Origin of the sequence: Prevotella sp. oral taxon 306 str. F0472 (genome assembly GCF_000257925.1) — a bacterium.
Classification (GTDB): domain Bacteria; phylum Bacteroidota; class Bacteroidia; order Bacteroidales; family Bacteroidaceae; genus Prevotella; species Prevotella vespertina.
Genome location: NZ_AJIN01000036.1, coordinates 150,468 through 163,625 on the forward strand (window position 1 = coordinate 150,468; position 13,158 = coordinate 163,625).

The 13,158-nt window shown below is 37.9% G+C and carries 10 protein-coding genes and 1 pseudogene; 6 read left to right on the forward strand and 5 right to left on the reverse strand.

Annotated features, from left to right (window positions below; translation table 11 throughout):
- Positions 1-60: 60 nt before the first annotated feature.
- The 4 genes from HMPREF9969_RS05820 to HMPREF9969_RS05835 all read right to left on the reverse strand — a co-directional run bounded on the left by HMPREF9969_RS05820 (position 61) and on the right by HMPREF9969_RS05835 (position 4,226).
- A complete protein-coding gene (locus HMPREF9969_RS05820) occupies positions 61-990 on the reverse strand; it encodes a DUF6043 family protein (protein WP_156787951.1) in 930 nt (309 codons plus the stop codon).
- 37 nt (positions 991-1,027) lie between these two features.
- Positions 1,028-1,831, reverse strand: a complete 804-nt coding sequence (locus tag HMPREF9969_RS05825; protein ID WP_009434932.1) for a nucleotidyl transferase AbiEii/AbiGii toxin family protein — start codon at positions 1,829-1,831, stop codon at positions 1,028-1,030.
- On the reverse strand, positions 1,828-2,631 hold the full coding sequence (locus tag HMPREF9969_RS05830) for a type IV toxin-antitoxin system AbiEi family antitoxin (RefSeq protein WP_009434855.1): 804 nt from the start codon (positions 2,629-2,631) through the stop codon (positions 1,828-1,830). The genes HMPREF9969_RS05825 and HMPREF9969_RS05830 overlap by 4 nt, the downstream gene beginning before the upstream one ends.
- A gap of 146 nt (positions 2,632-2,777) precedes the next feature.
- Complete coding sequence (locus HMPREF9969_RS05835) at positions 2,778-4,226, reverse strand: tyrosine-type recombinase/integrase (protein WP_036895179.1); 1,449 nt, start codon at positions 4,224-4,226, stop codon at positions 2,778-2,780.
- A gap of 544 nt (positions 4,227-4,770) precedes the next feature.
- Here HMPREF9969_RS05835 and HMPREF9969_RS05840 point away from each other — a divergent pair.
- The 6 genes and pseudogenes from HMPREF9969_RS05840 (at position 4,771) to HMPREF9969_RS05865 (ending at position 11,132) form a co-directional block, all read left to right on the forward strand.
- Positions 4,771-5,954 (forward strand): annotated as a pseudogene (locus HMPREF9969_RS05840) (site-specific integrase).
- A 358-nt stretch (positions 5,955-6,312) separates the two neighbouring features.
- Entirely contained in the window at positions 6,313-6,510 is a 198-nt protein-coding gene (locus tag HMPREF9969_RS05845; protein ID WP_036895182.1) for a helix-turn-helix transcriptional regulator, read from the forward strand.
- Between the two features lie 38 nt (positions 6,511-6,548).
- Positions 6,549-7,814, forward strand: a complete 1,266-nt coding sequence (locus HMPREF9969_RS05850) for a hypothetical protein (protein ID WP_009434866.1) — start codon at positions 6,549-6,551, stop codon at positions 7,812-7,814.
- Positions 7,814-8,242, forward strand: coding sequence for a hypothetical protein (locus HMPREF9969_RS05855; RefSeq protein ID WP_036895184.1), 429 nt, complete (start codon positions 7,814-7,816; stop codon positions 8,240-8,242). Before HMPREF9969_RS05850 ends, HMPREF9969_RS05855 begins: the two co-directional genes overlap by 1 nt.
- Positions 8,239-10,104 carry a DUF3732 domain-containing protein gene (locus HMPREF9969_RS05860; RefSeq protein WP_009434887.1) on the forward strand — a complete coding sequence of 622 codons (1,866 nt, stop codon included), beginning with the start codon at positions 8,239-8,241 and terminating at the stop codon, positions 10,102-10,104. The genes HMPREF9969_RS05855 and HMPREF9969_RS05860 overlap by 4 nt, the downstream gene beginning before the upstream one ends.
- Positions 10,104-11,132 carry a nucleoid-associated protein gene (locus tag HMPREF9969_RS05865; protein ID WP_009434874.1) on the forward strand — a complete coding sequence of 343 codons (1,029 nt, stop codon included), beginning with the start codon at positions 10,104-10,106 and terminating at the stop codon, positions 11,130-11,132. Before HMPREF9969_RS05860 ends, HMPREF9969_RS05865 begins: the two co-directional genes overlap by 1 nt.
- 586 nt (positions 11,133-11,718) lie before the next feature.
- On the opposite strand, the gene HMPREF9969_RS05870 is transcribed toward HMPREF9969_RS05865, so the two are convergent.
- Complete coding sequence (locus HMPREF9969_RS05870; protein WP_009434802.1) at positions 11,719-13,014, reverse strand: IS1380 family transposase; 1,296 nt, start codon at positions 13,012-13,014, stop codon at positions 11,719-11,721.
- Positions 13,015-13,158: the final 144 nt, after the last annotated feature.

The following is a 13,158-nucleotide window of genomic DNA, read 5'->3' on the forward strand; positions in this document are numbered from 1 at the left end:
TCGGATTAAATCGAAGTCCAATTTAATCCGACACTTTCGGGGTGTTTTCTTAACTATTTGCTAGGAGTTGACCTGCTTGAACAAGTTGTAATAATGATTATAAGCAGCTTCTAACTTGTTTCTTTGACGCTTATTGATTTCCTTAAAGCCAAAGCGCAGGAGGATTCCAAACAAATCTCTTGGGCAATCTGCTTCACCAATATTTGCATCAGGGAATTCTCCCTGCAAAGCACGATGAAATGGGGTATATTTGCACGACTTCGATATACAATCAGCTTTCATTAACGCATAAAGTACACAGCCCAATTCGGTATCGCTTTTGCGATGAGAGACCCAATCCTCAATCAGTTCCAACAAGGCTTGCTTATTGCCAATCAAGAGTTCTCCCAAATCATAGTTTTCAATATTCCGTCCATGGTTCGCGCTGGGTATTCTAGCAAGAGTTCCTTTGATGGCATTGCGTATATCTGTGTCATGATAGTTCGGAAGTTCCTTTTTCCAGTTTGTCTTAGGGGTGATATTCTGTTCTATGCTTACACGGACTACATTAGAGAACATGATTTGGGTAACAGGAATCGCATATTCGCCAAATACCTGTTTGTTTAGCTTTTCGCTGAGCAGTCGAGAGAGTTCCGTGTCTCCATTTTCATTGAGCATCCAATGATACATATAGAACGTCTGCCCTTGTCCCAAGGTCATGCTTTGTTTTATGTTTTCAAGGATTTGATTTTGAAATTCTTGTCGATAAGTGTTCGAACGAAACCATTTTATGACGTACCAGATAAATTTCAAGAAATTTCCTTTTTCAATGCAATGCGAAAGTTCCTTAGGAATACAACTCTTCAACAATTCAAAATTGCGTGTACAGTTCTGCAAGAACCCATCAGGCTCTTGGTATAGGCAAGCTTTCCATTGGTCGTACCCTTGAGGGTCCTGCAAATATGCTTCACGCAATTTCTTCTTAAACTCACTTAGTCGCTTTTTGCCCATAGTCTTCACAGTCTATAGATTTATTGTAATTCACTACTCATTCTCTTTTCCCTTCCATCTTATCTATGAAAGTCTCATAGACAAGTGGGTAGGCATCATTTGCATTGAAGGTTATGCCTGGACGCAAAAGCGATTGCATATCACCAGTAAACTCAGCGTCATGCATTTTCTCCTGCATATTGTTGACAAACTGCTTGTATGAAGGAGCCTTTCCAACCACAAATTCCATGTATTTCTTGTAGCATTGCATGACTTTTTCAACATCTACTTCCCTACGTTGCAGGGCAATATAAAGGTCAAAGAGGTCACGGCCTTTCTTGCGTTGATATAGTGCACGGAGCTTTGTGCCCAACAGTTCCTCAAAATGATAGGTCGTAATATTGGCTTCCCCAGTGAACCATGAGTTTTCCACTCTGAATGGGAACTTTGTCAAACCAAGAACATTGAAATGCTCGAAGCAGTTGATTTCTACCTTTAAGCGTATCTGTATCGTCGGCGGTATTTCCGATTCTATACGGAATAACATCGTGTTGTTATACCGTTTCTGTTTGGTAACTCTGTCTGGTAGCCAGTCCAGAACTTCTCCAAGACGATACATGATGGACTTGATAGGTCCGGGATTGATCTGAACCAAGTCTATGTCCTCGCTATATCGTGGCTGGGGTGACAAATATAGCTTATGCAATGCCGTACCACCTCGAAATGCCAGCTGCGATGCCAAGAACTCATCGCTAAAGATGGAAACTAAAGCACGACAAATAATAAGGTCTTGCTCTATCTGGGCATTGTCTATCCACGGAGCATGTTCGCTCCACTGTTGTATAGCTGTTCTGTTAATCATATATCGTCAGTTTCTATTTGTACGTTAATGTTTATCTTCCATCGACTGTCCCTGTTTGACGGATTATCTGCTGCCGATGTACTTAATGGGAGATAATTCAGATAACCTGTTGTCGAGCGCAGTTGTTCGTACAGGTCGTCAGCCAAAGCCTTCTCTTCTATAATATTTTCAAGTAAATAACCAAGTCGCTGCCACACGACCTTCTTAACATAGGGAACAAGTGGGGCGAATTGTCTTCTGATGTCAATCTGTTCCGATAGTTCTTCAAGTATCGTTGCGACGCGAGACAATCCTCCGACATGTTGTTGGTATTGTACGAGGTCAGCAGCCGTCAAGAGGGCGTTGGAGATTTGGATGGTTCCCGTCTCTGTGTTCTTTGTAATTAGACTATCTTCTGGCAGTTTATCTCTATAGAACCAGTCAATGGTCACGTTACGAGCAGAAACAATCCTGCGTTTTGGGAACGTAGTCATTATTGAGAACTGCTGGGGGCGTTGATGGGCGGCGCCAAGCAGCTCAGCAGCACTAAGCATACAAACATAGTAGGGCTTGCCAAGGCCTGTCATCAACTGGTCTATATAATAAGTAGCGGGAATGGATCCTCGCAAAATATATTGAGTGGGTACAATGACATAAAAGCCTTGATATACATTGGCTATCGTATTGTTTGCACAAAGTCTGGAGAGTTCGTTGTAAAGAATCTGTTCAGAAGAATATATACCTGCCGCCCTCACATCGTCTATCGAGAACGTGGGGAATCCATGAATGGCTCTATCTTCTATCCACTTTTGCAATGTCATGTCGGGTAGTTTTGGTGCAAATATAATAAAAATGTTATTAGTATTGCACCAAAATTACCCAAATCTTGTTTCACCATGTGATTTTTAAGGAATAGTTCCACAGTATATACCCACCAATAGGATTAACATTCAAAAGCGACTAAAGGTTATTGTCCCATCATCTTCTTCAATAGCTCTTTCATCTGTTCGGGCGAAAGACTATCAATATCGATGGGATTCTCCTTCGGTTCCTCCACTTTGAGCAACTTGGCATTGTTGCGAAAACGTATCTCCAATGGGTATTGGTCTTGGTAGCCCGCTGTGATGTCATTACCAATGGAATGCCCCATACTCTCAGAAATATATTGCTCTTCCACTCCTGCCAGCTTCAGATTGGTAGCAAAGGAATGGCGTGCCCATGTACCAGAGGGAAGTTTATCCCAATGTAGCACTTCCTGACAGATCCTATTCAATCGGTCTTTGATGTTCGAGTTCTCCTGCACGGTGAGCTTTCTGCGGATGGTTTCATCCTCAATGCCATGAAATAGCTGCGGAAAGACATAGGAATCTTTCTTGGGCTTAGCGGCTATCTCTTCAAGGATAACCTGTAATGGCTGAATGATAGGTACAATCACCTGAGACATGCTGTTACTCCGGGCCGATGTTTTCTTGCGAAGGAATTCAAAAGCCTTTCCACCCTCGGCAAAATAGACATTGTTGTATTGCAGTCGTCCAGCGTCAGCCAGGTTGAATCCATTGCACAAGTATTGTGCTAAGAATAGCCCAAGTGAATCATGGGCACGCTGCTTGTATGCCTTATCCCAGTTGTCAGGATAACGCTTCTCTATGAACACCTGATACAATTCGGTCATTTCATCAACATTGAGATAAGACTGCTGTCGTCTCTTCCCTCTCGGAATGGAGATAAGCGACTTATCCTTATTCGAGAAAGGATAGCGATCCTCGGGCAGGTAGCCTTGCCGGATGCACTCATTCCATACCACACGGCATGTGCGAAGATACATACCTCGTGTAGCATCAGCTATCTTGCCAATGAGTTTTCCGTCTTGCATCACACCCTCTTTCATGCCTTGATTCCATTTTTCAATCACACTTCTATCCACCATGAAACCTTTTATCTGCCCCACAATCTTGTTGAACGAGTTGAGAGCCCACTGGTAGTTCTCAGCCGTTCCCACACGATCCTGCTTTTTGAGTGAAGCAATCAGCCCTTCCCAAATGCCAACAAACGATAGATCGTGATAAGCTGTTGTACCGGCTCCTGATATACTGAGCTTGATGAGGTCAAGCGTTAGTGTCTGCGTCTTGCTAATTCGCACTATCTTTTCCCGGTAGCCATCTAGTATCTTTTCCCAAGCTTTCTTGACGGACATTAGCTGGCTACGAGCACTTGCTACGCTACACACCTCGTTAAAGTATTTCTCTGTTTGATATGGTATCTCCGGCACATTGTAATAGTACCGTTTCCGTTCTATTGTGAAGCACACTGACACAGGATACTCATCCGTCTTTTTGTTGGTGCGCTTATCCTGTACCAACTTGATGGAGCAGTACCCTACACGGTTGCAATTAATAGATGTTTTCAAGACCTTCATAACTCGAATCTGTTAGACGAAAGCCCTAATTCTGCGAACACTTTGCGAACACCATGCGAACACTATTGGTGTTTAAATGCCAGATCATGGGCTATCACGATTTTGGAGCAAAGTTAGTAATTTGCTGAATATAAAGCAAATAGAGCGGCTTAAGTAAAATCATAAAAAATCACAAAATCTCACTTTAACAGACTCATAATCTGGAGGTCCCTGGTTCAAGCCCAGGCTGGTCCACAAATAGGTTTCAAAAGGATGTCAAACAACACGTCATTTTAGCCTTCAAAACAAGGATAATCGCTGTAAAATCAAGGTTTTACAGCGATTTTTTGTTTTTTATCCATATCCGTTTGACTGCCAAACTATACCTTTTGATAGTCATCATTCGGTCATTTTCTGCTACAGAAATTGCTACACAAAAGCAGGCTCTCAAAAAAATGTAGCAATGAATGGAAAATGACTATTAAATTGACGGCATGCAAAACTTTCGTTTTCAAGAACTTATGTCGAACTTTGTAGCCAAAAAGCTACACTAAAATGATGCGTTATGAAAACAACTTTCAAGGTATCCTACTACCTACGTTCCAACTATGAGAACAAAGAAGGAAAATCACCTGTAATGCTCCGAATATATCTCGGTGGCGAAAAGGCGAATCTTGGATCCACTAAAATTTTTGTGGATAAATCCAAGTGGAGTAACAAAACCAGCAGAATGATTGGCAGAACAGCAGAAGCACTCTCCATTAATGCTTCTATAGATGCACTGACAACAACACTGATGCAGATTTACAGGAAATATGAAACATCAGAGGAACTTTCCATAGACCTTATCAGGTCAGTATTCCTTGGTACAAACAAAGAATATACCACTTTTCTGCCAGTCTTTGACAAGTATATAGACTCCATCACACAACAAGTTGGTAAGACATTAACAAAGGGTACTTTTTATAAGTATAAGGTGGTGAGGCAGAACTTTCAGGATTTCCTACAAGCAAAGTATCATCGCAAGGATATTGGACTGACAGAACTGACAAGTGCCGTTGTTCAGGACTTCGAATTATACCTTACATCTGTTGTAGGTGGTGTGCATAACACAACCACCAAGAAATTGAGAAACCTGAAAAAGGTCGTGAACTATGCGAGGAACAGAGGACTTATCATGCATGATCCATTTGCGAATCACAAGCTGCGCTATGAATTAGTAGATCGTGGCTACCTCACAGAAGAAGAGGTACTCCGTATTATGAAGAAGCACTTTGACATAGAACGGCTGGAGTTAGTAAAGAATATTTTTATTTTTTCCTGCTTCACGGGATTAGCCTACATTGACGTATATAATCTTACATACGATAAAATTGTTACTGTAGAAGACAGACAATGGCTTATCACCAAGAGATACAAGACAAGCGTAGATGAAAACGTCATGTTACTGGACATTCCACTTGCCATTATAAGAAAGTACTACGACATCAATAGAAAAGGGGGGAAGTCTTTCCTATGTTGAGCAACCAGCGTATCAACTCATATTTGAAAGAAATTGCCGACCTTTGTGGCATAAAAAAGAATCTAACTTTCTACATGGCAAGGTATAGATAAATTCGTAAATATCAAATAACCAATAGATTAGTTTGATTATCAATAAGGGATGGTAACGATAAGGAAACCAGTGAGCTTCTATACTTTACCTTGTTTTGCCAATTCAAAGAACCACTTTGTTTATTGCAAAGATAAGGGTATATCGTGAGAAAAAAAGAATCTTCTCCAAATTATTTTCGTAACATACATTGGGGTGGCTTTTTGTTTTCCGTGTATTCTATTCTTTAGATGAAATGCAGTCTCCGAAGACTGCGTTTTTGTTCTCGCCCTGTTTCTCTCCCTGCATATCCTTCATTAGATAGAAATTATGTGTTGTTTGCTTCAGAAAAGATAGTTTCGGAGCTGGATGAGCGAAAATCATTGGGACAACAAATGCTATACTGTATTTTTCTGAGAATCAATGCGGTTTTTTCCATATATTATCACTAACTTTGCAAGATAAGTTAAGTTATTGTAATTGAAGGACAAATCAAAACGTATAGAATCTTAAAAAATCAATAGGCTAAAAGTTGTGTTAGTTGAGAATGGTAAAACAGGAAAATGGCTAGCGGAACAAGTTGGTAAAAATGAAGCAACCGTTTCGCGATGGTGCTCCAACAAGATGCAACCCTCGCTTGATATGCTTGTTAGAATTGCAGAACTTTTGAACGTAGACCCTCGCCAACTTATTAACGGTGGCAACAAAGAATAAAAACTGATAGTAATTGATATTATTGTAATTGAATTCATATGAGCGTAATAACACCATCTAAAGAGCAAAGCAAACGTTCGGCTGCTGATATTTTTGCAGCCTTTGAATATCAGTGGAATTACTTTGTATTAAGGCTATTAAAAGAAAACGATGATGCTGCAACTGTTAGCTTTGAGTTGCATGATGATGTTGATACACAAACGGAAGAGGGTATAACCCTATATCAAATAAAACATAGTGTCCGTAAAAGTTCAAAAGGAGAAACGATTAATTTAAGCAATCGAGATACTGATTTGTGGAAAACTATTTCCATTTGGATGAAGTTTATTGAAGAACAACCAGATATTTTAAAGAATACAAAGTTTCAATTGATAACAAATAAAGCAATCTCCAAAAATAAATTTGTTGAAGCAATTGAAGCTTTTCATAATACTCATTCGGTCGAGGATTTAAAATCAGCCTTTGTTACTATAAAAGAATCTGAAAGAACAGAAAAGAGCAAAATAGAATCTAATAAATCGGTAAATAATCACTTAAATGTTTCACAAATAATCCGTGATCTACTCAAAAAGGATTATCTGAAGGAGTTTTGTTCTCGAATCTCTATTTCGAAAACTTCTGATGTCTTGAAAGAATATATAAAAAGAATCATGATTAATCGCTTTGGTTTAAATCGCAATCGTATTGATTGGGTATATAATCAGCTTATGACATCATTAAAAGATGATTCTATAGATAATATTATTAATAGAACCCCAGTATCATATAACGGTTCTATTTTCACAGAACGATATCAAAGCATACTTGATATTGGTCGTAAGAAGCTTAATTTTAGGTTCGACTATAGTCTTGATAGTTTAAGTGGAGACTTTCGTGATTTTCTATTTATAAAGCAGCTGATTTCTATTGACGACACAAAAGATGATGATTTAGACAGAATAGCTGATCTGACAAAAAACTGGTTATTTTTTAACAATAATCTTCAAGAACATTGGAATAATAATGATATAATACATGAAGATGTAAAAAGGTTAACAGAAGATGTATATGCAAAATGGCGTACTTATTACCATTCTAATCATCGTCGAATAAAATCAGAAGCAACATGTAATGAATTGTGCGAGGCTGGATGCAATACAGTCGATTCAATGAGACAGTGTGAATTTTTATTGGCAGATACACCTTTAGGAAATTTTTTAAGTGAAGGATGTATTTATTATTATTCCAATTCTGCAACAGAAATAATTCCAGATTTACCATTGATAGGTTGGCATCGTGATTGGAAAAATAAATTCAAGAAGTAATGAACAGAGTTTACAATAATGAAGCATTAATTATGGCATGTATTGTTCATCTTCTCAGAAGAAGGAATATGGATATGCCAATATCTTATATCATGGTTACTTTGCTAATAGATAATCAGTTGGGGGCGATTATCCGTAAGTCCCAGAATTTTGAAGAACTTTCTGATTTGATTAGTAACCAAGGATTAATTTCTCGTAAATTAGCTTCTTTTGGACCATATTTCATAAATGCTATGGTAATTCTCAAGCAAAGTAAGGTTATCGATATCTCAGACGGTGTTGTGCAATTAATTGATTATTCCTTTCCTGATGAGAATTTACGTTCTAAGCGATTAGACAGAATCATTAAAGATTCTCATGCTTTATTGGATATGTGTAGTAACTTATCTTCCAAAGTAATTTATAACAAATTGAATGTACACTTATGAATCTATATATTGCTAGCATAAAGTTGTGGTTCAAGGGGTTTAGAGAGAATACAGAAAGATCGATAACCTACTCGTTCGAACCAAATAAAATTAATGTTATTACAGGAGATTCTTCCACAGGTAAGTCTTCTATACTTGATATTATTGATTACCTCCTATTGTCAGATAATCCCACCATAGTTGAGAATATTATCAATGAAAATGTTGAATACTATGGAATGAATATATTTCTTGAAGAAAGAAGCTACATCCTTATGAGGAAGGCACCTCATTCAGGACAAGGTACGCAAGCTGTGTATTGGAAGGAGCAAGAGGAATATCCTATGCCATACATACAAACTCACTCTGTGGGTGAGATGAGAACAATTCTAACAAGGATGTTTTATGTTCCTCAGCATGAAACTAAAGTTGGTAATCGGAAGTGCAATATGACTTTCAGGCATTTTTTGCCATTTAATTATCTAACAGAGGATATTATTTCATCAGCAAACACTTATTTTGATACGGCATTTTTTATTAATCGTAGTTATGATGTTTTCCTTGATTATGCATTAGAGCTTGTTAATGGTATTCAATATCATGATGCAAAGGCGATAACAGCAAAAATTGAAAAAGCTATAAAGGATTTAGAGCAATATCAGAAAAAACATCAAATAGCTCAAGAAAATGCGACAAAATATAAAGATAGTCTCACTTCTATTTATGATGACGCCGTAAGTCTCAACCTTATTCCTGCAGATAATTTTTTTGTTCGTGAGAATACACATGAAATGTTACATTATATCAAAGAAGCTTTAGCTGCCTATAATAAGCTTATAAAAAATGATGAGGATACAAAGAAATTGGAATTGCTTAAAAAAGAGAGGTATGAATTAAATAATAAATTAAGTATCTATAATTCTTTACTAGCTGAAATGCAGAAGCAAAAGTCCTCAGGAAAAAAGATTCAAGATAGTTTGCGTCCTATTACCTTTATAAAGGAGCACATAGATGAAGTTATAATTTCTCCTGAAACTCTCGAACTTCTTAATTTGTTAGAGAAGCAACTAGTACAAATCAAGGAGTCCAGAAAGGAGAAGCCCCAATTACCTCATGATTTTGCTAAAAGGCACGAAGAATTAAAGGAAAAACTCAAGGCATGTGAGCGTGAACTGAAGCAATTAACGAATCTTCGTAAAACCATAGCAAATCCCACATGGCTAGAACGGGCAATAGGTCTTAAATACCGATTAGAAAATTTGAAAAGACCAAAAGAGGATACTTATCAGGTAAGTACAGAGCAAAATATGATTTCTTTAATTGAGTCTTTGAAGATAGAGCTGAAGAATATGTCTTTATTGCCCCATGATGTAAAAGAGGAATTGAATAGTTATATAAATAAATATTTTCACTCAAGCAATGGCATAGTAGATTCTTATCCAGATTCTACTATGCGTTATGATAATGATGAAAGAAGAGTCTCTTTATTAAAAAATGGAGAAGAATATCCTGTTAGAAATATCGGCAGTAAATCAAACTATATGTTCCTGCATTTGTGTTTCTTTTTGGGGTTGCATGAGTCTATAATCTACCATAAGTCCAAACAGGTTGGTTCGTTTCTTTTTATTGATCAGCCAAGTATGCCTTATTATGCAGATAAGAGTATGCTAAATAATGACGATAAGAAACAACTTATGAAAGCTTTTCGTCTGCTCAACGAATTTATGGAAGAGATTATTGGAAACCAAAAAAGGAGTTTTCAGATGATATTAATTGAGCATGCGGATGAATCATATTGGAAGGATTTAGAGTATTTCCATACTACAGCAAAGTTCTCTAAAATTGATCAAGGAGGCTTAATTCCTAAATATATCTACGAATAATGGTAAACTTAAAATTAGGAGTCCCTACAATAGCCACAGTACAAAAAGTAGGCAATAAGTTAAAGGAAGAAGGTGTAGCATTTGCTTCTAAAGCAGATGATATGTCATTTGCTTCTGATTTTATTTCAACATTGGTAAAAAACACATTCAAGTTTGATGTTTTTAGACAATTCGATTCAATAGAGTCTTTAGACATGAATCTGTCTTATAGATTTGTACACAAGATATTTGAAAATAAAGATGATATAGTTAAGCAATCTAACAATCTTGCTATACACCTTTATAACCAAAGCATACACCCTAATATAGCTAATGGTGAGTTTTATGTAATCTACATTGACGGTTGCATTCTTAATAATGAAACTGTTGATGCGCTCATGCTTCTCAAAACAGAAGCTAAAGATAGTTTCCTAACTGTATCCTATGAGAATGGCGAATATTCAATAAAGCCGCAGTTAGGCTTGAGTACAAAACATTTGGATAAGGGTTGTTTGATTTTTAACACCAAGTCAGATGAAGGTTATTTGATTTCAATTGTGGAAACATCAACTATTCGTCAGGATGGTAGATATTGGTCGAATAACTTCCTATATGTTAAGGATATTATCACCGATTTTCAATATACAGAAAACATAGCGAACTTTTGCTCTTTTATAGTACAAAAGGTAAGTAAAGAACAGCCTGAAAAATCCTTGAAATTAGCGAAGGTGTCTCGAAAAATTACACAAATGTTGCAAGATGATGGTTCCGAAATTAATACAAATGAATTGATTTCATCATTAGCAATAGATGACGAAGTAGCATCCTTATTACCAGTGTGTCGAAAGGAATATGAAGATAGAACAGGAAAAATACCAGAAATATTTAAATGCACACAAAATGCGACGAAAAGAAAAGCGATAACAAAGGCAAACATTATAAAGATAGGAGCAGATTTTGAACTTAAGGTGTTAGATGCGTCTGCCTTTATTGAACAAGGGTATGATGATAAGAAGAAAAAGAATTTTATTAAACTATACTATGGATAAATATCATAGTATCCAAGGTGTCGAACACATTCAAGGTATGGACGATAAGGCTATTGCCTTTGAATGCTAGGCAAATGTATAACCTTTTTTGTACATTTCTTCTTTTTCACAAACATCTCATACCATATTCAATTTGATCATATGAACCGTCCGTTGGGGCGGCTCTTTTGTTTTCTGTGTATTCTATTGTTTTTTGTTTTCGCCCAGCTTCTCTCCCTGCACATCCTCCACTTATGCCTGTGTATCATGTCGGGAATGGTTGTTCGTTGTCAGTGGTAAAGATAGTTCTGGGTTTCTACGGATAAAAAAGGTCGAGGGGGCAAACCGTTTAGACGACAATCTTCACACTTCCATTTCATTGCAGGTAGTAATCTCGCCATAAAACCTTGTTTGTCCTAAGCCCTACCTTTTTATGCCACCTCAATTCCGCAGCATTATTCCTTGTGAGGTACTTTTATATATTGAAGTGACATTTTGGGATTTATCCATTGATTTTGGAATTTTCCGGAGTTCTTGGTTCTTGCATAGGCATAAAATCCCCACCCAAACCAATGGGGAGGTATGAAAAACCACAAAGAAATGCTGTTTATTCAAGGAAGACTTCGGAGTAGTATGTTTTATTTGTATATAGGTTCAGAACGTTCTGCCTTCCAGTTCGCACCCATTTTGCTGGCACACTGACAAAATGCAGGATAAAGGCTTTCAATCTGCTTGTCTTTTTCAATGGCTTAACCTTTTCGCTGATACGACGGAGGAGATAGAAGTTCTTCAGCATGGCGGTAACCATCATGAACACCATGTTCTCAGCCATAAAGGAAAAGGGCAGATGTGCCCAGCCGAAGTCATTGTTCTGTATGTCGAAGTTCTTTTCACTCTCTCCACGTTTATTGTAAAATGTAATGATGTCTTTCTCGGTTGACACCCAGTCATTGGTAAGGATACAGCGATATGTGTATATCACTCCGAACATATCCGTCTGTTTCTTACCATCCTTGTCTCTTAAAGGACTTCGCTGTACGACAACCCTGTATGACTTTCCTTCAATGAGGTTGTCCATGTTGACGGATGTGACATCGCATTTTTCATAACCAACCTCAACGCTCTTCCATTCTTTCAGTTGGCGGAACTCTTCATAACGAGTGCCACAGTTGGCAGCACGTATATAGAATGTGTTACAGCGTTGCTCTACGGTTTGGATAATTTCCTTTGAGAACGACCCACAGTCGGCACGGAAACGCTCTATTGTCACACCAAGTTCTGAGATTACCCGGTCCTTAATGCGACGAAGCGTGTCTTCCTGATGAAATTTCACATTGGTGTTTCCATCACGATTCTCACCTCCAACGATAATGCCCCCAATGGAAGCCCAACCAGGGAAGTAGCCAAAATCCTGTTTGTAAGAATACTTTGCATCGAACTTGTGGGCAGGAATAAACTGATGATCAAAGTCCAAGTCAACATGACTACCCACCTTTATAAGCCTCATCCTCCGTATCATTCGTAAAAGTAAGGTATTCAACTTCTGTGCCGTGTTGAAACTATACGACTTGTCGGAGGTTTCGCTCTTATAGACAATACTTTTCTCGGCAAGTCCCTTTAGTCCGCGCCCCACAGTGTCGGCACCGAGTAATAGCGTATCAGGTCTCTGCTTGAACTGTCCTATAAGCACATTGATGTCCTCAAGGCATTCTCCACCACAAAGGTAACTGAAGAAGAGAGAGCCGAAATTACTTCCATGGCTGAATGCTTTGCCGCTACTTCCACGTTTACCCAATACAGATTCGGTAAGTTTTTCAAAGCCCAACTTTGAAAAAACGTCCATAATGTGATAAATTCCACCGAAAGAAGTGATATTCATGTTTTTATTTGCTACCTTTGCCATGTCAGATTTTTGCTTACTTGTTATGTTTGCAGCATCAAGATAGGTGAAATTTCTGACATATCCAAGTGTTTTGAGAACTTTGTTTCTCAGGCACTTGGAGTTCTCACAAGAGTTTATGCTGCGGAATTAAGGTAAGGTAAACCA

Bases quoted from the DNA above. Each gene is read 5' to 3' on its own strand.
- HMPREF9969_RS05820 (WP_156787951.1), bottom strand. From the start codon at position 990: ATGGGCAAAAAGCGACTAAGTGAGTTTAAGAAGAAATTGCGTGAAGCA.
- HMPREF9969_RS05830 (WP_009434855.1), bottom strand. From the start codon at position 2,631: ATGACATTGCAAAAGTGGATAGAAGATAGAGCCATTCATGGATTCCCC.
- HMPREF9969_RS05835 (WP_036895179.1), bottom strand. From the start codon at position 4,226: ATGAAGGTCTTGAAAACATCTATTAATTGCAACCGTGTAGGGTACTGC.
- HMPREF9969_RS05865 (WP_009434874.1), top strand. From the start codon at position 10,104: ATGGTAAACTTAAAATTAGGAGTCCCTACAATAGCCACAGTACAAAAA.
- HMPREF9969_RS05825 (WP_009434932.1), bottom strand. From the start codon at position 1,831: ATGATTAACAGAACAGCTATACAACAGTGGAGCGAACATGCTCCGTGG.
- HMPREF9969_RS05850 (WP_009434866.1), top strand. From the start codon at position 6,549: ATGAGCGTAATAACACCATCTAAAGAGCAAAGCAAACGTTCGGCTGCT.
- HMPREF9969_RS05855 (WP_036895184.1), top strand. From the start codon at position 7,814: ATGAACAGAGTTTACAATAATGAAGCATTAATTATGGCATGTATTGTT.
- HMPREF9969_RS05870 (WP_009434802.1), bottom strand. From the start codon at position 13,014: ATGGCAAAGGTAGCAAATAAAAACATGAATATCACTTCTTTCGGTGGA.
- HMPREF9969_RS05860 (WP_009434887.1), top strand. From the start codon at position 8,239: ATGAATCTATATATTGCTAGCATAAAGTTGTGGTTCAAGGGGTTTAGA.